The sequence below is a fragment of the Pseudomonas sp. SDT291_1_S447 genome (assembly GCF_054070155.1).
Genome location: NZ_JBSVXS010000003.1, coordinates 116,398 through 139,635, shown reverse-complemented (window position 1 = coordinate 139,635; position 23,238 = coordinate 116,398). Strand labels below are relative to the sequence as shown.

23 protein-coding genes are annotated in these 23,238 nt (G+C 60.2%); 12 read left to right on the top strand and 11 right to left on the bottom strand.

All coding sequences use genetic code 11. The features are described 5' to 3' along the window. Nucleotides 1-65: 65 nt before the first annotated feature. A complete protein-coding gene (locus tag ACW9IR_RS02470) occupies nucleotides 66-716 on the bottom strand; it encodes a hypothetical protein (RefSeq protein ID WP_095119633.1) in 651 nt (216 codons plus the stop codon). Nucleotides 717-1,085: 369 nt separating this feature from the next. On the opposite strand from ACW9IR_RS02470, the gene coxB reads away from it, so the two are divergent. The 4 genes from coxB (at nucleotide 1,086) to ACW9IR_RS02450 (ending at nucleotide 5,461) form a co-directional block, all read left to right on the top strand. Further along, nucleotides 1,086-2,213, top strand: a complete 1,128-nt coding sequence (gene coxB, locus ACW9IR_RS02465) for a cytochrome c oxidase subunit II (RefSeq protein WP_457461481.1) — start codon at nucleotides 1,086-1,088, stop codon at nucleotides 2,211-2,213. Between the two features lie 82 nt (nucleotides 2,214-2,295). Next, a complete protein-coding gene (gene ctaD / locus ACW9IR_RS02460; RefSeq protein ID WP_095119635.1) occupies nucleotides 2,296-3,882 on the top strand; it encodes a cytochrome c oxidase subunit I in 1,587 nt (528 codons plus the stop codon). A gap of 114 nt (nucleotides 3,883-3,996) precedes the next feature. Beyond that, nucleotides 3,997-4,548, top strand: a complete 552-nt coding sequence (locus tag ACW9IR_RS02455) for a cytochrome c oxidase assembly protein (protein ID WP_110718248.1) — start codon at nucleotides 3,997-3,999, stop codon at nucleotides 4,546-4,548. Nucleotides 4,549-4,573: 25 nt separating this feature from the next. Continuing rightward, nucleotides 4,574-5,461, top strand: a complete 888-nt coding sequence (locus tag ACW9IR_RS02450; RefSeq protein WP_095119637.1) for a cytochrome c oxidase subunit 3 — start codon at nucleotides 4,574-4,576, stop codon at nucleotides 5,459-5,461. Between the two features lie 84 nt (nucleotides 5,462-5,545). Here ACW9IR_RS02450 and ACW9IR_RS02445 read toward each other — a convergent pair whose 3' ends face one another. Further along, a complete protein-coding gene (locus tag ACW9IR_RS02445) occupies nucleotides 5,546-5,749 on the bottom strand; it encodes a twin transmembrane helix small protein (protein ID WP_102902573.1) in 204 nt (67 codons plus the stop codon). 71 nt (nucleotides 5,750-5,820) lie between these two features. Between ACW9IR_RS02445 and ACW9IR_RS02440 the strand changes: the two genes are divergently transcribed. From ACW9IR_RS02440 to ACW9IR_RS02420, 5 genes are read left to right on the top strand one after another with little or no spacing between them, the layout of a single operon-like run. Beyond that, complete coding sequence (locus tag ACW9IR_RS02440) at nucleotides 5,821-6,561, top strand: SURF1 family protein (RefSeq protein ID WP_457461478.1); 741 nt, start codon at nucleotides 5,821-5,823, stop codon at nucleotides 6,559-6,561. Continuing rightward, nucleotides 6,527-7,120 (top strand): hypothetical protein, encoded by a 594-nt coding sequence (locus ACW9IR_RS02435; protein WP_273915868.1) that lies wholly within the window; start codon nucleotides 6,527-6,529, stop codon nucleotides 7,118-7,120. The genes ACW9IR_RS02440 and ACW9IR_RS02435 overlap by 35 nt, the downstream gene beginning before the upstream one ends. A 10-nt stretch (nucleotides 7,121-7,130) precedes the next feature. Then, entirely contained in the window at nucleotides 7,131-8,210 is a 1,080-nt protein-coding gene (locus ACW9IR_RS02430; protein ID WP_110718245.1) for a COX15/CtaA family protein, read from the top strand. Then, a complete protein-coding gene (cyoE, locus tag ACW9IR_RS02425) occupies nucleotides 8,198-9,097 on the top strand; it encodes a heme o synthase (protein WP_457461476.1) in 900 nt (299 codons plus the stop codon). The genes ACW9IR_RS02430 and cyoE overlap by 13 nt, the downstream gene beginning before the upstream one ends. Beyond that, entirely contained in the window at nucleotides 9,094-9,729 is a 636-nt protein-coding gene (locus ACW9IR_RS02420; protein WP_008081211.1) for an SCO family protein, read from the top strand. The genes cyoE and ACW9IR_RS02420 overlap by 4 nt, the downstream gene beginning before the upstream one ends. A gap of 340 nt (nucleotides 9,730-10,069) precedes the next feature. Here the strand turns inward: ACW9IR_RS02420 and ACW9IR_RS02415 are convergent, their stop codons facing one another. The 3 genes from ACW9IR_RS02415 to ACW9IR_RS02405 all read right to left on the bottom strand — a co-directional run bounded on the left by ACW9IR_RS02415 (nucleotide 10,070) and on the right by ACW9IR_RS02405 (nucleotide 12,599). After that, nucleotides 10,070-10,840, bottom strand: coding sequence for a MetQ/NlpA family ABC transporter substrate-binding protein (locus ACW9IR_RS02415; protein ID WP_102902569.1), 771 nt, complete (start codon nucleotides 10,838-10,840; stop codon nucleotides 10,070-10,072). Between the two features lie 77 nt (nucleotides 10,841-10,917). Beyond that, nucleotides 10,918-11,592 carry a methionine ABC transporter permease gene (locus tag ACW9IR_RS02410; protein WP_016986455.1) on the bottom strand — a complete coding sequence of 225 codons (675 nt, stop codon included), beginning with the start codon at nucleotides 11,590-11,592 and terminating at the stop codon, nucleotides 10,918-10,920. Then, the gene (locus ACW9IR_RS02405) at nucleotides 11,592-12,599 is read right to left on the bottom strand and encodes a methionine ABC transporter ATP-binding protein (RefSeq protein ID WP_099757627.1); all 1,008 of its coding nucleotides are present in this window, start codon (nucleotides 12,597-12,599) and stop codon (nucleotides 11,592-11,594) included. Before ACW9IR_RS02405 ends, ACW9IR_RS02410 begins: the two co-directional genes overlap by 1 nt. Before the next feature lie 260 nt (nucleotides 12,600-12,859). On the opposite strand from ACW9IR_RS02405, the gene katE reads away from it, so the two are divergent. Further along, on the top strand, nucleotides 12,860-15,001 hold the full coding sequence (katE, locus tag ACW9IR_RS02400; RefSeq protein ID WP_457461487.1) for a catalase HPII: 2,142 nt from the start codon (nucleotides 12,860-12,862) through the stop codon (nucleotides 14,999-15,001). Nucleotides 15,002-15,082: 81 nt separating this feature from the next. On the opposite strand, the gene ACW9IR_RS02395 is transcribed toward katE, so the two are convergent. From ACW9IR_RS02395 to ACW9IR_RS02380, 4 genes are read right to left on the bottom strand one after another with little or no spacing between them, the layout of a single operon-like run. Continuing rightward, complete coding sequence (locus ACW9IR_RS02395) at nucleotides 15,083-15,796, bottom strand: PA5502 family lipoprotein (RefSeq protein ID WP_102902567.1); 714 nt, start codon at nucleotides 15,794-15,796, stop codon at nucleotides 15,083-15,085. A 37-nt stretch (nucleotides 15,797-15,833) separates the two neighbouring features. Continuing rightward, nucleotides 15,834-16,622 (bottom strand): zinc ABC transporter permease subunit ZnuB, encoded by a 789-nt coding sequence (gene znuB, locus ACW9IR_RS02390; protein ID WP_007911758.1) that lies wholly within the window; start codon nucleotides 16,620-16,622, stop codon nucleotides 15,834-15,836. Continuing rightward, complete coding sequence (gene znuC, locus ACW9IR_RS02385; RefSeq protein ID WP_103302927.1) at nucleotides 16,615-17,400, bottom strand: zinc ABC transporter ATP-binding protein ZnuC; 786 nt, start codon at nucleotides 17,398-17,400, stop codon at nucleotides 16,615-16,617. The genes znuB and znuC overlap by 8 nt, the downstream gene beginning before the upstream one ends. Beyond that, nucleotides 17,400-17,882: a Fur family transcriptional regulator gene (locus ACW9IR_RS02380; protein WP_007911760.1), complete on the bottom strand. Its 483-nt coding sequence runs from the start codon at nucleotides 17,880-17,882 to the stop codon at nucleotides 17,400-17,402. Before ACW9IR_RS02380 ends, znuC begins: the two co-directional genes overlap by 1 nt. A 66-nt stretch (nucleotides 17,883-17,948) precedes the next feature. Between ACW9IR_RS02380 and ACW9IR_RS02375 the strand changes: the two genes are divergently transcribed. Continuing rightward, a complete protein-coding gene (locus ACW9IR_RS02375; protein WP_102902603.1) occupies nucleotides 17,949-18,869 on the top strand; it encodes a zinc ABC transporter substrate-binding protein ZnuA in 921 nt (306 codons plus the stop codon). A gap of 128 nt (nucleotides 18,870-18,997) precedes the next feature. Here ACW9IR_RS02375 and ACW9IR_RS02370 read toward each other — a convergent pair whose 3' ends face one another. Next, nucleotides 18,998-19,951 (bottom strand): homoserine kinase, encoded by a 954-nt coding sequence (locus ACW9IR_RS02370; protein ID WP_034152241.1) that lies wholly within the window; start codon nucleotides 19,949-19,951, stop codon nucleotides 18,998-19,000. Nucleotides 19,952-20,012: 61 nt separating this feature from the next. Then, nucleotides 20,013-20,309: a DUF2782 domain-containing protein gene (locus ACW9IR_RS02365; RefSeq protein ID WP_008081231.1), complete on the bottom strand. Its 297-nt coding sequence runs from the start codon at nucleotides 20,307-20,309 to the stop codon at nucleotides 20,013-20,015. Between the two features lie 74 nt (nucleotides 20,310-20,383). On the opposite strand from ACW9IR_RS02365, the gene polA reads away from it, so the two are divergent. Then, nucleotides 20,384-23,188, top strand: coding sequence for a DNA polymerase I (gene polA / locus ACW9IR_RS02360; protein ID WP_457461470.1), 2,805 nt, complete (start codon nucleotides 20,384-20,386; stop codon nucleotides 23,186-23,188). The last annotated feature ends 50 nt before the right edge of the window (nucleotides 23,189-23,238 follow it).

The following is a 23,238-nucleotide window of genomic DNA, read 5'->3' as shown; positions in this document are numbered from 1 at the left end:
GATTTTTCAGCGCCTGTACCGACGCCATCGCGAGCAGGCTCACTCCTACATTGGATCGTGTGAACTCAGGCAGCAGGCTGGTCGAGCTCCAGACCCACACCCAGTCGCCGCCCCATGCACGGCCAGCGTTTCCACGCGGCGCCGGTGTCCGGGCTGCTGAGTTTTTCGCGGTAGACCTCTACCGATTCCAGGGCAAAACTCTCATCGTTGAGCATCTCGTCAATGGCGTGATGCACCGCTTCGTCCAGTTGGTTGGCAAATTCCTCACCGATCAATTGGTGAGCAATCAAGTTGGCGACCGTCATGTCCAAGGGGATCAGTGGCTGGCCGAAATGCTTGATGTACAGGTCGTTGACCTCTTCGACAAAACGGTGCGCCAGATAGGCTTCATCAAGCAGGCTGTCCAGGCCAACGTGCCCGGCCATGATGGCCGGCGGCTGGAGGAAATACTGCTCGGCGATTTTCAGCACCGGTTTGATCTGCGATTCGATTCCCGCTTCCCTGGCAACTTCATTGGCTGCATCCAGCAGGTCTGGCACTTCATCAATGTAGGCGGCGACAAAACGCGTCAGCACACCATTGGCGTCGGCTTCCGGCAATTGGATCGCCGGGTGTAAATGAGGCAGCTTGCTTTCCAGCTGACGGGTCAGCAGGCCGGTTTCTTTTTCGTGTTGTTGGGCTTTTTGGATCTGCTCGCGCAATGCGGCGGTGTTCATGAAAACTCCAGGAAACAAGGCAATGAAATAGGGAAGACATAACTTAGCTGGCTTACGAAAAATGCTAAGACGCATTTGTCATAATTATTTCATCCTTGATGCACCTGCGTTATATCGGTTTGCCACCACTCGTCTGCATCCTTCTCCATTCGTGCCCTTGAACGCAAGTCCCGGCTGTTTCAGTTGATTTACGTCCTCACATTGCAATTCTCAGTCGCTGTCTATACTCGCCAGTGAATGGAGTTAGCTGATGACGCCCGACTGCACCCGCAGCAAGGCCCGGCGATTCAAGTTCGTAGTCTGATGCAGCCGCTCCCTTGCCGCAGGCGAAAGCCGGCGGGATAACAAGAACGATAAGGGGAACCCGCAATGATGCGACATCCACACGTCTGGATGGGCCTCCTGTTGTGGTCGATTTTCAGTCCTGCGCACGCCGCCTGGACTGTGAATATGGCGCCTGGAGCGACTGAAATCAGTCACGCAGTATTCGACCTGCACATGACCATTTTCTGGATCTGTGTGGTGATCGGGATCATCGTCTTCGGCGCCATGTTCTGGTCGATGATGGTGCACCGCCGTTCTACCGGGCAGGTCGCCGCAAAATTCCACGAAAGCACCGGCGTCGAAATCATGTGGACCGTCGTGCCGCTGCTGATTCTGGTGGCCATGGCCGTACCGGCGACTGCCACCCTGATCAAGATGTACGACACCAGTGAGCCGGACATCGATATCCAGGTCACCGGTTATCAGTGGAAGTGGCACTACAAATACCTGGGCCAGGACGTCGAGTTCTTCAGCAACCTGGCCACCCCCGCCGAACAGATCCACAACAAGGAAGCCAAGGGCGAGCACTACTTGCTTGAGGTCGACAAGCCATTGGTGCTGCCGACCGGGGCCAAGGTGCGCTTCCTCGTGACCTCCGCCGACGTTATCCACTCGTGGTGGGTGCCGGCCTTCGCGGTGAAACGCGATGCGATCCCGGGGTTCGTCAATGAAGCCTGGACGCGTGTCGACAAGCCCGGGCTTTACCGTGGCCAGTGCGCCGAACTTTGCGGCAAGGATCACGGCTTTATGCCGATCGTGGTCGAGGTCAAGGACAAGGCCGATTACGACAAGTGGCTCGCCGAGCGCAAGGCTGAGGCCGCGCAGCTTAAAGAGCTGACCAGCAAGGATTGGACCCTCGACGAACTCAAGGAGCGCGGCGACAAGATTTATCACACCACCTGCGTTGCCTGTCACCAGGCCGAAGGCCAGGGCCTGCCGCCGATGTTCCCGGCGCTCAAGGGCTCGAAAATTGCCACCGGCCCGATCAAGGATCACTTGAGCATTGTCTTCCACGGCAAACCCGGCACCGCCATGGCGGCGTTCGGCAAACAGCTGTCGGAAGTCGATATCGCAGCGGTCGTGACCTACGAACGTAACGCCTGGGGCAACAACAAGGGCGACATGGTCACGCCAAAAGAAGTGCTGGAGCTGAAACAGGCGGAAAGCAAATGAGCCGGTCTATCGCGTACCTCGTGAACCGGCCGGGGCACCACGCCCCGGCCCGCCCCGCCCACTCACGCAAAGGAGACCGGCCATGAGCGCTGTCATCGATGACCACGGTCATGCCGACCACGCCCACGGCCCCGCCAAAGGCCTGATGCGCTGGGTACTGACCACCAACCACAAAGACATCGGCACGCTGTACCTGTGGTTTGCGTTCCTGATGTTCCTGCTTGGCGGCTCGTTCGCCATGGTGATCCGTGCCGAGCTGTTCCAGCCCGGTTTGCAGATCGTCGAGCCGGCCTTCTTCAACCAGATGACCACCATGCATGGTCTGGTGATGGTTTTCGGTGCGGTGATGCCGGCGTTCGTCGGCCTCGCCAACTGGATGATCCCGCTGATGGTCGGCGCGCCAGACATGGCCCTGCCACGGATGAACAACTTCAGCTTCTGGCTGCTGCCGGCGGCGTTTCTGCTGCTGGTCTCGACCCTGTTCAGCCCCGGTGGCGGGCCGAATTTCGGCTGGACCTTTTACGCACCACTGTCGACCACTTACGCGCCGGAAAGCGTGACCTTCTTCATCTTTGCCATCCACCTGATGGGGATCAGTTCGATCATGGGCGCGATCAACGTGATCGCGACCATTCTCAACCTGCGCGCCCCCGGCATGACCCTGATGAAAATGCCGCTGTTCGTCTGGACCTGGCTGATCACCGCATTCCTGCTGATCGCGGTGATGCCGGTGCTGGCCGGGTGCGTGACGATGATGCTGATGGACATCCACTTCGGCACCAGTTTCTTCAGCGCTGCCGGTGGCGGTGACCCGGTGCTGTTCCAGCATGTGTTCTGGTTCTTCGGGCACCCTGAGGTGTACATCATGATCCTGCCGGCGTTCGGCGCGGTCAGCCAGATCATCCCGACCTTCGCGCGCAAACCGCTGTTCGGCTACACCTCGATGGTCTACGCCACGGCGAGCATCGCGTTCCTGTCGTTCATCGTCTGGGCGCACCACATGTTCGTGGTCGGCATTCCGTTGGTGGGCGAGCTGTTCTTCATGTACGCGACCATGCTCATCGCCGTGCCGACCGGTGTGAAGGTGTTCAACTGGGCCAGCACCATGTGGCAAGGCTCGATGACCTTCGAGACGCCGATGCTGTTCGCGGTGGCATTCGTGATCCTGTTTTCCATCGGCGGTTTCTCCGGGCTGATGCTGGCCATCGCCCCGGCGGACTTCCAGTACCAGGACACCTACTTTGTGGTCGCGCACTTCCACTATGTGCTGGTGCCGGGGGCGATCTTCGGGATCTTCGCCTCGGCCTATTACTGGTTGCCGAAATGGACCGGGCACATGTACGACGAAACCCTCGGCAAGCTGCATTTCTGGCTGTCGTTCGTCGGCATGAACCTGACCTTCTTCCCGATGCACTTCGTGGGCCTGGCGGGGATGCCGCGACGGATCCCGGACTACAACCTGCAGTTCGCCGACTTCAACATGGTTTCGTCGATCGGCGCGTTCATGTTCGGTGCCACGCAGATCTTCTTCCTGTTTATCGTGATCAAGACCATTCGGGGTGGCGAACCTGCACCGGCCAAGCCTTGGGATGGTGCGGAAGGTCTGGAGTGGAGCGTGCCGTCACCGGCGCCGTATCACACCTTCACCACACCGCCGGAAGTGAAATGACTGTGGGAGCGAGCTTGCTCGCGAAGAACGATAACTCGGTTTCACTGAGAAACCGCAGCGCCTGCTTCGCGAGCAAGCTCGCTCCCACAGAGATTCATGTGGAGGCTGAAAATCATGGCTGACTCGATCTCGATGAAAAAACTCGTCACCCGCCTGCTCGGGGTGGTGGTGGCGATGTTCGTCTTCGGTTTTGCCCTGGTGCCGATCTACGACGTGATGTGCAAGGCCTTCGGCATCAACGGCAAGACTGCCGGGCAGTACCAGGGTGAGCAGGTCGTCGACACCTCACGCCAGGTGCGCGTGCAATTCCTGTCGACCAACACCGCCGATATGCCATGGGACTTCTACCCCAAGCATGACGAGCTGACCGCCAACCCCGGCGCGGTCAACGAGATGATTTTCATCGCGCGCAACCCCACCGACAAGCCGATGAGTGCGCAAGCCGTGCCGAGTATCGCGCCGAGCAACGCGGCAGCGTATTTCCACAAGACCGAATGCTTTTGTTTTACCCAGCAGGTGCTGCAGCCCGGTCAGCAGATCGAGATGCCGGTGCGCTTCATTGTTGACCGCGACATGCCCAAGGATGTGAAGCACCTGACGCTGTCCTACACGCTGTTCGATATCACCGCCCGACATCCGCCGGTGGCTGCAAACACTGGCGGTTGAGCGTGCCCGATAAGGAGAACAATAAATGGCAACTCATGAGCATTATTTCGTTCCGGCCCAAAGCAAATGGCCGATCATTGCCACGGTCGGGATGCTCGTCACCGTGTACGGCCTGGCCACCTGGTTCAACGATCTGAAGGCCGCGCGCCCGGAATCCCACGGCCCGCTGATCTTTTTCATCGGTGGCCTGCTGGTGGCGTACATGCTGTTCGGCTGGTTCGGCACGGTGATCAAGGAAAGCCGCGCGGGACTCTACAGCGCGCAGCTGGATCGCTCGTTCCGCTGGGGCATGAGTTGGTTCATCTTCTCCGAGGTGATGTTCTTCATCGCCTTCTTCGGCGCGCTGTTTTACGTGCGACACATCTCTGGGCCGGCGCTCGGTGGTGAAGGCACCAAAGGCATCGCCCACATGCTCTGGCCGAACTTCCAGTTCACCTGGCCGCTGCTGCACACGCCGGATCCGAAACTGTTCCCGCCGCCTAAGGACATCATCAGCCCGTGGGGCCTGCCGCTGATCAACACGATTCTGCTGGTCAGCTCCAGCGTGACCATCACCATCGCCCACCATGCACTGAAGAAGGGCCATCGCGGCGCACTGAAAATCTGGCTGGCGATCACCGTGCTACTCGGTTGCGCGTTTCTTGGCTTCCAGGCTGAGGAATACATTCACGCCTATCACGAACTGGGCCTGACCCTCGGTTCGGGCATTTATGGCGCGACGTTCTTCATGCTCACCGGGTTCCACGGCGCCCACGTGACCATCGGCACGATCATTCTGTTCGTGATGCTGATGCGCATCATGAAGGGCCATTTCGACAACGAGCACCAGTTCGGTTTCGAAGCGGCGAGCTGGTATTGGCACTTCGTCGACGTGGTGTGGATCGGCCTGTTTATCTTCGTTTATGTGCTCTAACAACAGCCGCAAGCGGCAAGCGGCAAGCCTCAAGCTCAAAGTGGTAAAGCTTCTAACTTGTAGCTTGTAGCTCACCGCTTGCAGCTACCACGTAACGTGGGACACCAGTTGGCCGCTGTAAAAGCCCCAGGCGATCAAGCCGACGGTAGCAGCGGCCAATGCCACCCGAACACTCAAGGCGATGACCAGGCGATTCGAGCTGCTGTCGTCCTTGACCAGGAAAAACAGGCCGCTGAACAGGCTGATCACCGTGGCAATCAGCATCAGGACGATCGCTGTTTTGAGCATGGGAAGAACTCCGGGGGACAGGCGATGCAGTTGAGTATAGCGAGTGCAACGACTGACTTTGTGGCGCGGCCATGAAGCGTTTTCGCCCGGGTGTGATACCTACCGTGGTGGTGGCGTTGTTGCTGCCGCTGCTGGTGTCACTGGGCTTCTGGCAATTGAGCCGTGGCGCCGAGAAAACCGCCCTGCTCGCCAGCTACGCCGAACGCCGCGCTGCCGAACCGATGGCCAGCAGCGAGTTGCTGAGCAGCGCCGATCCGGCCTATCGCCGTGTGCATCTGCACGGCCAGTTCGATGCCGCGCACAGCTTGCTGCTGGATAACCGTCAGCGAAACGGCAAGGTCGGCGTCGAGCTGCTGCAACCGTTTCAGGACCAACGCAGCGGTTTGTGGCTGCTGGTCAATCGCGGCTGGTTGCCATGGCCGGATCGCCGCGTGCCGCCGCAATTTTCCACACCTGCAGATGCGCTGAATGTCGACGCCTGGGTCTACGTCGCCCCCGGCGCGACCTTCCAGCTACACGCCGACCCGGTCAGCAGCACCTGGCCGCAAACCATCACCGCCGTCGACCCGGCCAAGCTGTGGAAAACCCTCGAGCGCGACGGCTTCGCCTACGAATTACGCGCCGAACCCGGCCCGGCCAGCTACCAGACCGATTGGCCGGTAGTCGCGATGGGCCCGGAAAAACACCTCGGTTACGCCGTGCAGTGGTTCGCCATGGCCACCGCCCTGCTCGGCCTCTACATCTATTTGGGCTTGCACAACGCAAAGGAGAAACACCATGGGAACGGCCATGAATCCACCCAGCATGTCTGAGGCAAAACCTGCCGCCAGCCGCCGTCGCGGGCGCATTCAGTTATTGCTGATTGTGCTCGGCGTGGTCGGCCCGATGCTGCTCGCCACCGGCATGTACAAATTGCAGTTCTGGGTCCCGGAAGGTCGCAGCTATCACGGCGAACTGATCGGCAACGGCCAGACCCGCGCCGACCTCGGCGTGCAAGCCGACGAGGAGCGCTGGCAGATGCTGGTCACCGCGCCGAAGGATTGCGCGGTGGATTGCCAGCAACTGGTGTATCTGGCGCGGCAGATCCAGATCGGCCTCGGTCGCGAGGCTGGCCGCGCCAGCCATGCCCTCGCCGTGGCGCAACCGGTGAGCGCCGATTACGAAGCCAAGCTGAGCCGTGAATATCCACAACTGCAACGCTATCCGCTGGACGCTGGTGTGTTCAGCAAAACCACTGGCGACAAAGCCACGCCACAACTATGGATCATCGACCCGCACGGCAACCTCGTGCTGCGTTACGAGCCGAATGTGAAAGGCAAGGATCTGCTCAACGACCTGCGTCACCTGCTGAAACTGTCGAACATCGGATAAGGGCATCGTCATGGCCAAACCTGGATTTCGCCTCGCGCTGTTTGCCACCCTGCTGGCACTGATTGTGGTGCTGCTCGGCGCCTATACGCGCCTCACCCACGCCGGCCTCGGCTGTCCGGACTGGCCGGGCTGCTACGGTTTTATCAGCGTGCCGAAAAGCGAAGCCCAATTGGCTCATGCCGAACTGCATTACCCCGACTCGCCGGTGGAGGCGCACAAGGGCTGGAACGAGATGATTCACCGCTATTTCGCCGGCACCCTCGGCCTGCTCATTTCGATTCTGGCCGGGCGGGCGTGGGTTAACCGTCGTCATCCGGGGCAGCCGTTGAAGCTGCCGCTGTTTCTGCTGGCGGTGGTGTTTGCGCAAGCGGCGTTCGGCATGTGGACGGTGACGCTCAAGCTCTGGCCGCAGGTGGTCACCGGGCATTTGCTAGGCGGCTTTGCGACGTTGAGTCTGCTGTTTTTGCTGACGCTTAGATTGTCCGGCGTGCTGCCGGCGCTGACCGTGCCCAAGCGTCTGCAGTATTGGGCGACGGCGGGATTGTTGCTGGTGATCGGCCAGATCGCGCTGGGTGGCTGGGTCAGCTCCAACTACGCGGCGGTGGCGTGCATCGATTTTCCGACCTGCCACGGGCAATGGTTGCCGCCAGCGGATTTCGCCAATGGTTTTCACCTGACTCAACACATCGGCCCGAATTACTTGGGCGGACAACTCGACAGCGATGCGCGCACGGCGATTCACCTGACTCACCGCATCGGCGCGTTGCTGGTGACGCTGGTGCTGCTCGGTCTCGCCTGGCAATTGAAAGTGGTCGGCATGACGCGGCTGGCCGGCCTGGTACTGATCGCCCTCACCGCACAAATCACCCTCGGCATCAGCAATGTCTTGTTCCATCTGCCGCTGCCAGTGGCGGTCGCGCATAACGCTGGCGGTGCGGCGCTGTTGCTGACCATGGTGCTGGTCAATTACCACGCGCGCACCAGTCTGGTTCGGGTCAAACAACCGGTGCTCGCACGCTGGCGTCTGAGCCCGCGCAAACACGCGGCCGCGCCCATCACTATTAAAGGAGAAACGCCGTGGCGATTCTGATTGGCGAACGTCCGCATCAGGCGATCTGGCGTGATTATCTGGAACTGACCAAACCGAAAGTCGTGGTGCTGATGCTGATCACCTCGCTGGTCGGCATGTTCCTCGCGACTCGCGCCGGGGTGCCGTGGACGGTGCTGGTGTTCGGCAATCTGGGGATTGCGTTGTGTGCCGGCGGCGCGGCGGCGGTTAACCATGTGGTGGATCGGCGCATCGATGCAGTAATGGCGCGTACGCATAAACGGCCGCTGGCCGAGGGCCGGGTTTCGCCAGCGGCGGCGCTGATTTTTGCACTGGTACTGGCACTGCTCGGTCAGGCCTTGTTGCTGACCTTCACCAATCCGCTGACCGCTTGGCTGACCCTGGCTTCGCTGCTCGGTTATGCGGTGATCTACACCGGTTTCCTCAAACGCGCGACGCCGCAGAACATCGTCATCGGAGGCCTTGCCGGCGCCGCCCCGCCGCTGCTCGGCTGGACGGCTGCCACCGGTCACGTCAGCGCCGAACCGTTGTTGCTAGTACTGATCATCTTCGCCTGGACCCCGCCGCACTTCTGGGCGCTGGCGATCCATCGCAAAGAGGAATACGCCAAGGCTGACATCCCGATGCTGCCGGTCACCCACGGCGAGCACTACACCAAGGTGCATATTCTGCTCTACACCTTCGCGCTGCTGGCGGTGAGTCTGCTGCCGTACGTGATCCACATGAGCGGCATGCTCTACCTGATTTGCGCGCTCGCTCTGGGCGCAAGGTTTCTGCAATGGGCCGTGGTGCTGTACCGTGGCACTCGGCCGCACGCGGCGATCAACACCTTCAAGTACTCTATTTGGTACTTGTTTCTGCTGTTCATCGCCCTGCTCGTAGACCACTACTTACTGTTGAACCTATGACTCGAACCCAGAAAACCGTCTTCATCCTCGTCGCCGTGATCGCGCTGATCCTCGGCCTGACCGTCAACAAAGTGCTGAGCGGCAAGGGCCAGGGCGACCCCACTGCGCTGATCGACGCCGGCATTATTCTGCTGCCGCAGAGCCGTAATTTGCCGGACGTGACGATGACCGATCAGGACGGCAAACCGGTGGCGATCAACGAGCTCAAAGGTAAGTGGAGCCTGCTGTTTTTCGGCTACACCTTCTGCCCGGACATCTGCCCGACCACCCTCGCACAGCTGCGCCAGATCAAAAGCGAACTGCCCAAGGACGCTGTGGACAAGTTGCAGATCGTGCTGGTCAGCGTTGACCCGAACCGCGATAACCCGAAGCAGTTGAAGCAGTATCTGGGCTACTTTGATCCGCAGTTCATTGGCCTGACACCGACTTCGATTGAAGAGCTGCAGAAGGTGGCGAACGCGGTGAGTATTCCGTTTATTCCGGCGGACACCAGTAAGCCGAATTACACGGTGGATCACAGCGGTAATCTCGCGGTGATCGGCCCGGACGGGACGCAGCGGGGGTTTATTCGGGCGCCGTTGAATAATGCCAAACTGGTTGCGCAGCTGCCGGTGATGCTTAACCGCAAATAAAAACTTAAGAGCGAAAAGCCCCTCACCCTAGCCCTCCCGAAACGTCGGACCGCCCAGAGGGAGAGGGGACTGATTGGGGGATGCTGACGAAATACGCCGACCTGTAAGCGCTGTGCTGAATCCATAATCGCCAAGATCGTTCAGGCCGATGTGCAGTGCCGAATCCATAATCGACTGGTTCTTTCAGGTCGATGTAGAACGCAAGACACCTCGTTCGGCCCCCTCTCCCTCTGGGAGAGGGCTGGGGTGAGGGGAAGCTTCACAGCAGGTCCAAAGCCAAGCACCAGACACAAAAAGGGGACGCGCATGGCGTCCCCTTTTTCGTTGCAGCATTCCTGAATCAGAACGCCGGCAATACCGCACCCTTGTACTTCTCGGTAATGAACTTCTTCACTTCCGGGCTGTGCAGCGCAGCAGCGAGTTTCTTCATCGCGTCGCTGTCCTTGTTGTCCGCGCGGGACACGAGGATGTTCACGTACGGCGAGTCGTTACCTTCGATCACCAGCGCATCCTTGGACGGATCGAGCTTGGCTTCCAGCGCGTAGTTGGTGTTGATCAGCGCCAGATCGACCTGGGTCAGCACGCGCGGGATGGTCGCGGCTTCCAGTTCACGGATCTTCAGGTCTTTCGGGTTGGTCGCGATGTCTTTGACGGTCGACAGGATGTTGGTCGGATCCTTCAGGGTGATCACGCCAGCCTTGGCCAGCAGCAACAGCGCACGGCCGCCGTTGGTGGCGTCGTTCGGGATCACCACGTTGGCACCGCTTGGCAGATCCTTCAGATCCTTGAGCTTGCTCGAGTAAGCGCCCAGTGGCTCCAGGTGCACACCGGTCACGGCAACCAGACTGGTGCCCTTGGCCTTGTTGAACTCATCGAGGTACGGCTGGTGCTGGAAGAAGTTGGCGTCCAGACGCTTTTCCGCGACCTGTACGTTCGGCTGAATGTAGTCGGTGAAGACCTTGACCTTCAGATCCACGCCTTCTTTGGCCAGGGCCGGCTTCACGAACTCAAGGATTTCCGCGTGCGGCACCGGAGTGGCGGCAACGGTCAGGGTTTCGGCGTGGGCCGAGAATGCTGCAACGGCAGCAAAAGCAGCGATCAGTTTTTTCATTCAGCTAACTCCTTATGAGGCGCCCGTCTGGCGCCTGCCAGCGAATGGCCGGCTCATCTCTTAATGACCAGACCGGTTTATTTGCGCGAGAAATGCACAACCAGTCGATCGCCTACCATTTGCAACACCTGCACCAGAATCAACAGCAACACTACGGTGACGATCATCACGTCGGTCTGGAAACGCTGGTAACCGAAACGGATGGCCAAGTCACCCAGACCACCGGCACCGACCACACCGGCCATTGCCGTGTAGGACACCAGTGTAATCGCCGTCACCGTAATCGCCGCGAAGATGCCCGGACGGGCTTCCGGCAGCAGGGCGTTCATGATGATCTGCCGCGTGGTCGCGCCCATCGACTGGGTCGCTTCGATGATGCCGCGATCGACTTCACGCAGCGCGGTTTCCACCAGACGCGCGAAGAACGGTGTGGCACCGACTACCAACGGCGGGATCGCACCGGCCACGCCCAGCGACGTACCGGTAATCAGCACGGTGAACGGGATCATCACGATCAACAGAATAATGAACGGCAACGAACGCAGGATGTTCACCGCCAGCGACATGAACGCGTAGAGGCCGCGGTTTTCCAGCAACTGACGCGGGCTGCAGAGGAACAGCAACACGCCCAGCGGCAGGCCGAGCAGCACGGTGAACAGCAGCGAACCACCGAGCATCAGCATCGTGTCGCCGGTGGCCAGCCAGATTTCGTACCAGTCGATGTTGGTGAAGAAGCTGATCAGGTCTTCCATTAGCGCAATACCTCCATGTGAACGTCAGCGGCGGTGAAGCGGGCGAAGGCCGCTTCCATGTCGCCACCGGTGACGGCGAGGGTCAATTGCCCGTACGGAATGTCTTTGATGCGGTCGATACGACCGGCAAGGATGCTGTAGTCGACGCCGGTTTCCCGGGCGACGGTACCGAGCAGCGGCGCGTAAGTCGCTTCGCCCTGGAAGGTCAGACGCACGATGCGCCCCGGCACGTGAGCAAAGTCATCACGTTGCTCGCTTTCGTCGATCTGCTCGCTTTCCTGGACGAAACGCTTGGTGGTCGGGTGCTTCGGATGCAGGAACACATCGGCCACCGAACCTTGCTCGACGATCACGCCGGCATCCATCACCGCCACTTGATCGCAGACGCGACGGATCACATCCATCTCGTGGGTGATCAGGACGATGGTCAGTTTCAGCTCGCGGTTGATCTCGGCCAGCAGTTGCAGGACCGACGCGGTGGTCTGCGGGTCGAGGGCACTGGTGGCCTCGTCGCACAGCAGAATCTTTGGCTTGGTCGCCAGGGCGCGGGCGATGCCGACGCGCTGCTTCTGGCCGCCGGACAATTGCGCCGGATACTTCTTGGCGTGGTCAGACAGACCGACTCGCGCCAGCAATTCGGCAACACGCTTGTCAATCTCGCCGCCCGACAGTTCGCCAGCCAGGGTCAGCGGCAACGCAACGTTGTCGGCCACAGTCTTGGAGGCGAGCAGGTTGAAGTGCTGGAAGATCATCCCGACTTGCTGACGGAAACGGCGCAGGCCGTTGGCGTCCAGTGCGGTGACTTCTTCGCCGTCGACGATGATCTTGCCGCCGCTGGAGTCTTCCAGGCGATTGATCAGACGCAGCAGGGTACTTTTGCCCGCGCCGGAATGACCGATCAGGCCGAACACCTGCCCGTTCTCGATAGAGAGACTGGTCGGATGCAGCGCGGGAATATCCTTACCGGCGACGCGGTAAGTCTTATGGACGTTTTGAAACTCGATCACGTAGCGAACCTTGTGGGGCGCGTTAGAAAAGGATCAGCGGTTAGCCGGGCGCGCATTTTAGCCTGTCCGTATAGAGGTTCTTAGCATTTATTTCGCAATTAACCTTCGATTTGGCAATAACAAGATCAAAGGTCATAAAAAAGGAACGTCCAAAGCAGACCATCAGTCACTAAGTAAGCGACTTGAAAACCCTGGGTGCCGTGCCCGGGAACCACTCAAGAGTCCCCGGCGAGCATCGGGGTCAACCGAGGAGTTTACGACTGATGAGCAAGAAGCCTACGACCGATAAAAGCCAGATGGCCGGAACCGATACCCCGGATCGTGCCAACACCAACGCCAAACTCGACAGCCTGGAAAAATTTCGCTCCGATGCCACCGGCCAGGCCCTGCGCACCAACCAGGGTGTGAAGATCGCCGATAACCAGAACACCCTTAAGGCCGGGCCGCGCGGGCCATCGCTGCTTGAAGACTTCATCATGCGGGAAAAAATCACGCATTTTGACCATGAGCGGATCCCGGAGCGCATCGTTCACGCGCGCGGCACTGGCGCCCATGGCTTCTTTCAGGCGTACGAGAACCATTCGGAGCTGACCAAGGCCGGTTTCCTACAGGATCCGGGGAAAAAGACCCCGGTATTCGTGCGCTTTTCCACGGTGCAGGGCCCACGTGGTTCCGGCGACACCGTGCGTGACGTGCGCGGTTTCGCGGTGAAGTTCTTCACTGATGAAGGCAACTTCGACCTGGTCGGCAACAACATGCCAGTGTTTTTCATTCAGGACGCGATCAAGTTTCCCGACTTCGTCCACGCGGTGAAACCCGAGCCGCACAATGAAATCCCGACTGGCGGCTCGGCCCACGACACCTTCTGGGATTTCGTGTCGCTGGTGCCGGAGTCGGCACATATGGTCATCTGGGCGATGTCCGACCGGGCGATCCCGAAAAGCCTGCGCAGCATGCAGGGCTTCGGCGTGCACACCTTCCGCCTGATCAATGCCGAGGGTAAATCGCGCTTCGTCAAATTCCACTGGCGCCCTACTGCGGGTACTTGCTCACTGGTGTGGGACGAAGCGCAGAAGCTCGCCGGTAAAGACACTGACTACCACCGTCGCGACCTCTGGGAAGCGATCGAGATGGGCGACTATCCGGAATGGGAACTCGGCGTGCAGATCATCGAGGAGGAAAACGAGCACGACTTCGATTTCGACATCCTCGACCCGACCAAGCTGATCCCCGAAGAAATCGTGCCGATCACACCGCTCGGCAAAATGACCCTGAACCGCAACCCGGACAACTTCTTTGCCGAGACCGAGCAGGTCGCGTTCTGCCCTGGCCACATCGTGCCCGGCATCGACTTCTCCAACGACCCGTTGCTGCAAGGTCGGCTGTTTTCCTACACCGACACGCAAATCAGCCGACTCGGTGGGCCGAACTTTCATGAGTTGCCGATCAACCGCCCGGTGGCGCCGTTCCACAATGGCCAGCGTGATGCCCAGCACCGTTCGGTGATCGACAAGGGTCGTGCCTCTTACGAGCCGAACTCGATTGATGGTGGCTGGCCGAAAGAAACGCCGCCGGCCGCGCAGGACGGCGGTTTCGAAAGTTATCCAGAGCGCATCGATGCCAACAAGATCCGCCAGCGCAGCGAGTCGTTCAGCGATCACTTCTCCCAGGCGACGCTATTCTTCAACAGCATGAGCGATCACGAGAAGGAGCACATCATTGCCGCTTACAGCTTCGAGCTGGGCAAGGTTGAGCGTGAGTTCATCCGTGCTCGGGAAGTGAACGAGATTCTGGCCAACATCGATCTGGAATTGGCCAAGCGTGTGGCGGCTAATCTGGGTCTGCCTGCGCCTACCAAAGGCACGGTGGATACGCGCAAGGTGTCTTTCGATCACTCGCCGTCATTGAGTCAGGCTAATTTGCTGCCAGAAAACATCAAAACCCGAAAAGTGGCGATTCTTGTTGCCAACGGCGTCGATGGTGCCGCGATTGATGCAATGAAGAAGGCATTGGCCGCTGAAGGTGCGCATGCCAAGTTGCTGGGGCCGACTTCGGCGCCAGTGAAGACCGCTGACGGGAAAAGCCTGCCAGTGGATGCGTCCATGGAAGGCATGCCGTCGGTGATTTTTGACGCGGTGTTCGTGCCGGGTGGCGCGGCCTCGGTGAAGGCGTTGAGCGGTGACGGCGTTGCGCTGCATTACCTGCTGGAGGCGTACAAGCATTTGAAGGCGATTGCGCTGCACGGCGATGCCAAGCAATTGCAGGATTTGCTGAAGCTGGAGGCGGATGCCGGGTTGCTGCAAGGCAAGGATGTACCGGCGCTGACCAAGCCATTCTTCGCCGCGATCGGGCAGCATCGGGTTTGGGCGCGGGAGCCTAAGGCGAAGGCCATTCCGGCTTAAAAGCAAAAGATCGCAGCCTTCGGCAGCTCCTACAGGGTGTACCTCAATCCCATGTAGGAGCTGCCGCAGGCTGCGATCTTTTTACGGTTTACGCGGGCTCAGAACCATCTGCGCCGGCACGGTGCGCACGGTCTGCTTCACAATCTTCAGATCAAAATCCGGATTCAATTTCTTGACCCGCTTGCTCAGCAACGTCGCCAACCAAGGATAATCATTCGTCCGTGGCGCCTGAATCGTCACCCCACACTCATAATTCACCACATCCGCAGCGATCGCATCCAGTTGGCGACGAAGTTTGCGGCTATCAGTGATATTCAACGCCACCGTAGTGCTTTCGGCAGTCGGATCGATCACCTTGGCTTTCGGCTTGGCTTCGGCTGCCAACAGCGCCGCTTCAGCCTTTTCCAGCTCAGCCTTGCGCGCTTCAGTGATGGCGCCATTCACGCCACCGGTCAGCGCCGGTGCTTTCGGCATCAACGCACGGGCACGGCTCAACGCCGTGGCGGCTGCATTCACATCGCCCTTCTGCAGCACGATCTGGCTGCGGCGCAGATACGCCTCGGCCAATTGCCGCTGGTACTGCTCAAGGGATTGATCGTTTGGGGTTTCTTTCTGCAAAGCGGCCAACTGATCTTCGGCAGTGGCCAATTCGCTGCTGGCCAGGCTTTGTTCCAGCTGTGCGATGGCCGTAGCCCGCGCATCGGGGACTTCAGCCACCGGCGGGGTACTTTGGCAGGCGCCCAGCAGCACTGAAAATGCGACAAGGAGCAGATAACGGGAGGCGAACGGCTTCATTCCTGCGGCTCTCTATTTGCGCAAAAAGCGGCCAAGTCTACACCCCGCGACGGGGCAGAACAAAACTCAACAGAAACAGTGCGGCCGCCGTCACAACGATTGACGGCCCCGCCGGGGTGTCCTTGAACCACGACAGCGCCAGCCCGCCACACACCGCGAGCATGCCCAGCAGGCTCGCGCCCAGTGCCATCTGCTCCGGCGAACGGGCGTGACGCTGTGCCGCAGCCGCCGGGATGATCAACAGCGAGGTAATCAGCAACACACCGACGATTTTCATCGCCACCGCGATTACTACCGCAATCAACAACATCAGCGCCATGCGCAGGCCTGCAACCGGCAGGCCTTCGACCTTGGCCAACTCTTCGTGCACAGTGATCGCCAGCAACGGCCGCCACAGCGTCACCAGCAACACTAGCACCGCCGCGCTACCGCCAAGGATCCACGCCAAGTCGGTCGGGCTGATCGCCAGCAGGTCGCCGAACAGATAGGCCATCAGGTCGATCCGCACTTCATGCATGAAGCTTAGTACCACCAGGCCGAGAGAGAGCGTGCTCGGTGCGAGAATTCCCAAAAGCGTGTCAGACGCCAGCGGTTGACGCTGTTGAAGGGTTACCAGCAGCACCGCCAGCAGCAGGCAGCCAACGGTCACCGCAACGGTCGGGCTGACATCCAGCAAAAAGCCCAACGCCACGCCGAGCAGTGCGGCGTGGGACAAGGTATCGCCGAAATAGGCCATGCGCCGCCAGACCACGAACGAACCCAGCGGACCTGCAACGATCGCCAACGCCAGACCTGCAAGCAGGGCATACAACAGAAAATCAGCCATGCTTGCAGTTGTCTCCATGAACGTGAGGTTGGCCAATAACCGGCCCTTTGACCACCGAACCGTGCAGGTCGTGAGCGTGGTCGTGATGGTGGTGATAGATCGCCAGGCTCTGCGCGTTCTTGCCGAACAGCTCGACAAACGCCGGATCGCCGCTGACCTGCTCGGGATGCCCGGAGCAGCAGACATGACGGTTGAGGCAGACCACCTGGTCGGTGGTGCTCATCACCAGATGCAAATCGTGGGACACCATCAGCACGCCGCAGCCGTGGCGGTCGCGCAGACGGGTGATCAGGCTGTAAAGCTCGGCCTGGCCGGCAACATCAACACCCTGCACCGGCTCGTCGAGCACCAGCAATTCAGGTTCGCGCAGCAATGCCCGAGCAAGTAGCACACGCTGCATTTCACCACCGGAAACGCTTTGCACCGGGCTGTCGATAACGTGCTCGGCGCCAACTTCTTTTAGCGCCGCCAATGCACGCGGACGATCAACGCCCGGCACCAGCCGCAGAAAGCGCAGCACCGACAGCGGCAAGGTCGGATCGACGTGAAGTTTTTGCGGCATATAGCCGACACGCAGCTTCGGCTTGCGCCAGACGCTGCCGCTGTCCGGTTTCAACAAACCAAGCACGGCGCGCACCAGCGTGGTCTTGCCGGCGCCATTGGGGCCGATCAGGGTGACGATCTGCCCCGGCTCGACGCTCAGTTCGATGTTGTCCAGCACAGCCTGCCCGGCAAACGTGACGGCGACCTGCTCCAGACGGATCAGCGCATTGCTCATCAAGCCCCCTGGCAACCGGAGCAAAGGCCGACGACTTCGACGGTCTGCGCTTCGACGATGAAACCGACGTCTTTGGCGCTGTTGATGATTGCGTCGCTGATCACTTTTTGCTCAAGCTCGATAGCAGCGTGGCAATCGCGGCAGATCAGGAACTGGCCCTGATGCGCGTGCTCCGGGTGCACGCAGCCGACGAAGGCGTTGAGCGAGGAGATGCGGTGCACCAGGCCGTTTTCCAGAAGGAAATCCAGCGCACGGTACACGGTCGGCGGCGCGGCGCGGCGGCCGTCCTGCTCGCTGAGCACGGCAAGAATGTCGTAAGCGCCCAGCGGCTTGTGGCTCTGCCACACCAATTCCAGCACCCGGCGGCGCAACGCGGTCAGGCGCAAGCCTTTCTGGGCGCACAAGGTATCGGCCTCGGACAAAGCGCTGTGCACGCAATGTGAGTGGTCGTGGGGACGGCTGGCGATCGGTGTAATAGGCATGGGCGGCGACGAGTTTTGATAGAGACGTTATTATGTTACCCGTTCTCGCCTCCTTGAGTGGTCATCGTGTCCCGACTTTTTTCTGTTTTTGTGGCTTTTGTCGCCAGTTTTCTGCTGATCGGTTCGGCTCAGGCCGAGGTCAAAGTCCTCACCAGCATCAAACCGTTGCAGCTGATTGCAGCGGCCGTGCAGGACGGCGTGGCGATTCCCGAAGTGCTGCTGCCGCCGGGTGCGTCGCCACACAATTACGCCCTGCGGCCATCCGACGTACGGAAGGTGCAGTCGGTCGATCTGCTCTACTGGATCGGCCCTGACATGGAAGGTTTCCTGCCGCGCGTGCTGAACGGTCGTACGCTGCCGAGCGTCGCCGTGCAGGATCTGCCGGGGATGAAGCTGCGGCGTTTTGCTGAAGACAGCCATTCCCACGCCGAAGAGGCTGACGAGCATGATCACGATCATCGTCCGGGCACGCTGGATGCGCATTTGTGGCTATCGCCGGTGAATGCGCGGGTGATTGCCGACAAGATGGCGGCTGACTTGAGCGCCGCTGACCCAGCCAATGCCGAGCGCTATCAGAGCAACGCCAAGGCGTTTGATGAGCGTCTGGATGCGCTGGATCAGCGTTTGAAGAAGCGTCTGGCCAGTGTTGAAGGCAAGCCGTACTTCGTCTTCCACGAGGCGTTTGATTATTTTGAAGAAGCTTATGGCCTGAAGCATGCCGGTGTGTTCAGCGTGGCCACCGAAGTGCAGCCGGGCGCGCAGCATGTCGCGGCGATGCGCAAGCGCTTGCAGGAAGTCGGCAAAACCTGTGTGTTCAGCGAGCCGCCGTTGCGCCCTCGCCTAGCCGAGACTTTGGTGGCCGGGCTGCCGGTGAAACTGGCTGAGCTGGATGCGTTAGGCGGGTACACCCCGGCGACGGCTCAGGGCTATGAGCAGGTGCTGGAAAAGTTAGGTAACGATCTGGCCGGGTGCCTGGAATCGTTGTAACAACTCAAACCCTGTGGGAGCGAGCTTGCTCGCGAAAGCGGTGGGCCAGTCAACGAATATGCTGAATGTGCCGTCGCATTCGCGAGCAAGCTCGCTCCCACAGGTTCGAGTTAGCGTCCAGAATTAACTCAGAGGGCGAAAGGTAGCGGCGTGTGTACCTGCTGCCGCTGCGCCAAGCGCTGCTCAAACTCCTTGGGATCGTGAATCAACACGTCCTGCCCGGCAAACTGCTCCGCCGCGATCAACCGCGACAGCCAGAACCGCACGCAGGCCACGCGCAGCATGGTCGGCCACAACTCAGCCTCCGCCGCCGTGAACGGTCGCAGCGCCGCATAAGCGCCAAGGAAGGCGCGGGCACGCGGTCCATCGATCAAACCGTCCTCGTCCGAACACCAGTCGTTCAAGGCAATCGCCACGTCATACAGCATCGGCCCCGAGCAGGCGTTGTAAAAGTCGATCAGCCCGGTCAGGTGCGTGCCTTCGAACATCGCGTTATCGCGAAACAGGTCGGCGTGGATGTTCGCCCGGGGCAGCGCAAGAATCTTGTCTTTGCGCTCGGTGATTTCATCTAGGGCCTTTTGCAGCAAGGCACGCGGCTCATCGCTCAGGTGCGAAAGAAACTCCGTGCCCTCCTCCAGCATCCAGTCCAGGCCACGGTCGGTCTTGCGCTTGATCATGCGCTCGCCTTGGGTCGCCAGGTGCAAGTGCGCCTGCAACTCGCCGACCTGCGCGCAATGCTGCGCGTTGGCGACCTTGATGTGCTTGCCGGACAGGCGCGGTTGCAGCAATGCCGGCTTGCCTTTGAGTTCACGCAATGCCACGCCGTCGGTGGTGCGCAGCGCGTACGGCACCGGCAGATCGGCTTCGTGCAGGACATCGAGCAGGTCGATGAAAAACGGCATCTCCTGCACCGGGCCGCGCTCGACCAGGGTCAGGACGAATTCGCCCTGCTCCAGGCTGATAAAGAAGTTGGTGTTTTCGCTGCCGGCGGCGATCCCCTGGAAATCAAGCAGACGGCCAAGCCCGTAAGGGGCGAGAAAGGTTTCCAGCTCGGGCCGAGCCAGGGGAGTGAACACAGACATGGTTAAAAACTGCTCAGTTCAGGCGTCGCGGTCAGGCGACGCCGATTAAAAGTCGGGAATCTTACTTCCAGGTAAAGATTTCCCACGACGGAATCAGCATATCCGGCTGGTCGGAGCGAATGTAGTTCGCGTCCGTACCATCGGCGCGCACCAGGAAATACGGTTTGCCACCCTTTGGCGTGACCTTGATCGCATAGACGAAGCCACTGCGACTGTATTCCTGGATGACCTTGTCGCCTTCCGTGTGCGTGTTGATCGTAACTTCCGGCTCCGAAGCGGGCGCATCATCCGCCGCCATCGCGGCCAACGGTGAGGCAGCAATCAGACCGACCAGCAGCAAGCGATTTAACGTACGCATGATAACCTTGTCCCTTTGTCGTCAACGGTCCCGCTATTCTAGCGCCGGACCCGCCGAAAAGGTTGATCCTGCTCATGAGCCAAGCCCCCCTCGTCCTGGTGGACGGTTCGTCTTACCTGTACCGCGCCTTTCACGCGCTGCCACCACTGACCACCTCCAAAGGCCTGCCGACCGGTGCGGTCAAAGGCGTGCTGAACATGCTCAAGAGTCTGCGCAAGCAGTACCCGGACAGCCCGTTCGCCGTGGTGTTCGACGCCAAGGGCGGGACATTTCGCGATGAGATGTACGCCGAATACAAAGCCAACCGCCCAAGCATGCCCGACGACATGCGCGTGCAAATCGAGCCGCTGCACCAGAGCGTGATCGCCCTCGGCTTCCCGCTGCTGTGCGTGGAAGGCGTCGAGGCCGACGACGTCATCGGCACCCTCGCCCGCAGCAGCGCGGCGGCGGATCGCCCGGTGGTCATCTCCACCGGCGACAAGGACATGGCGCAACTGGTCGATGGCCACATTACCTTGGTCAACACCATGTCCGGTAGTTCGATGGACGTGGAAGGCGTGAAGGAGAAATTCGGCGTCGCACCGGAGCAGATCATCGATTATCTGGCGCTGATGGGCGATTCGTCCGACAACATTCCGGGCGTTCCGGGCATCGGCCCGAAGACTGCGTCCGGCCTGTTGGTCGGCGTCAATGGCGGCCTTACCGAGCTGTACGCGAATCTCGACATCGTCCCGACCCTGCCGATTCGCGGCGCGAAAACCCTGCCGGCCAAGCTCGAAGAGCACAAGGAGATGGCGTTCCTCTCCTATCAACTGGCGACCATCAAGGTCGACGTGCCGCTGGACGTCGAACTGGATGATCTGCAGATGGGCGCGGAAGACCCGGCCAAGCTCTACGAGCTGTACTCGCTGCTGGAATTCAAAAGCTGGATCAATGATCTGGATCGCGACGCCAAGCGTCTGGAACTGAGCGCAGCCAGCGAGCCTGCGGTGGCCGGCGATCTGTTTAGCGCGCCAGCGGAAGAAGCGCCTGCCGCTCCCGCTGAAGCCGCTTACGAAACCATCCTCGATCAGGCGCGCTTTGACGTCTGGCTGGAAAAGTTGAACAACGCCAAGCTGTTCGCCTTCGACACCGAAACCACCGGCATCGACGCGCAGCAGGCGCAACTGGTCGGTCTGTCGTTCGCCGTGCAGGCCAACGAAGCCGCGTATATCCCGCTGACCCACTCCTACATTGGCGTGCCGGAACAGCTTGATCGCGACACCGTGCTGCGCGCGCTCAAGCCGATTCTCGAAGACCCGAGCAAGCTCAAGGTCGGCCAGCACGCCAAGTTCGACATGAACATTTTGGCCAACTGCGCCATCGGCGGCGATCAGAACAACGGCATCACCGTGCGCGGCATCGCCTTCGATACGATGCTTGAGTCTTACGTGCTCAACTCCACCGCTACCCGCCACGACATGGACAGCCTCGCGCAGAAGTACCTGGATCACACCACTGTGAGCTTCCAGGACATCGCCGGCAAAGGCGCCAAGCAGCTGACCTTCGACCAGATCGCCCTGGAACAGGCCGGGCCGTACGCCGCCGAAGATGCTGACATCACGTTGCGTTTGCACCAGACTTTGTTCGAAAAGCTCAGCGCCATCCCGAGTCTGGCCAGCGTGCTGACCGACATCGAAATCCCGTTGGTGCCGGTTCTCGCACGCATCGAACGCCAAGGCGCGTTCGTTGACGCGGAGCTGCTCGGCATCCAGAGCATCGAGCTGGGCAACAAAATGGTTGCGCTGGAGCGCGAAGCGTTCGAAATCGCCGGGGAAGAATTCAACCTTGGCTCGCCGAAGCAACTGGGCGTGATTCTCTACGAGAAACTCGGTCTGCCGGTGCTGAAGAAAACTGCCAAGGGTCAGCCGTCGACCGCTGAAGAAGTGTTGGCGAAGCTCGCTGAAGACGATCACCGCTTGCCGAAGGTGCTGATGGAGCACCGTTCGATGAGCAAGCTGAAAAGCACCTACACCGATCGCCTGCCGGAGCAGATCAACCCGCGCACCGGGCGCATTCACACTTCTTATCACCAGGCTGTGGCGTCGACCGGGCGTTTGTCTTCGAGCGATCCGAACCTGCAGAACATCCCGGTACGCACCGCTGAAGGTCGACGCATCCGTCAGGCGTTCGTCGCGCCAAAAGGCTACAAACTGCTGGCGGCGGACTATTCGCAGATTGAGTTGCGGATCATGGCGCACCTGTCCAAGGACGAGGGCTTGATGAATGCCTTCCGCAACAACCTGGACGTGCATACCGCGACGGCTGCCGAAGTGTTCAAGGTCGAGCTCAACGAAGTGACCTCCGACCAGCGCCGTGGCGCCAAGGCGATCAACTTCGGCCTGATCTACGGCATGGGCGCACAGAAGCTCGGCAAGGACATCGGCGTCGACACCAAGACCGCCAAGGCTTACATCGACACCTACTTCGCCCGTTATCCGGGGGTTCGCGAATACATGGATCGCACCCGCGCGCAGGCGGCGGATCAGGGTTATGTCGAGACGTTCTTCGGTCGTCGTCTGTACCTGCCGGAAATCAACTCGAACAAGCCGCAGGAGCGCGCTGCCGCCGAGCGCACGGCGATCAACGCGCCGATGCAAGGCACGGCCGCGGACATCATCAAGAAAGCCATGGTGGCTGTGGATAACTGGCTGGCGACGTCCGGGCTGGACGCCAAAGTCATCCTGCAGGTCCACGATGAACTGGTGCTGGAGGTTCGTGAGGATCTGGTCGAACAGGTCAGTGCCGAGATCCGCGTGCACATGAGCGAAGCGGCGAAGCTGGATGTGCCGCTGCTGGTCGAAGTGGGTGTGGGCAACAATTGGGATGAGGCTCACTGAGCCTTTTGAACACGGTTTGCCGCGACTTGTAGTCGCGGTAACGCCGGTAA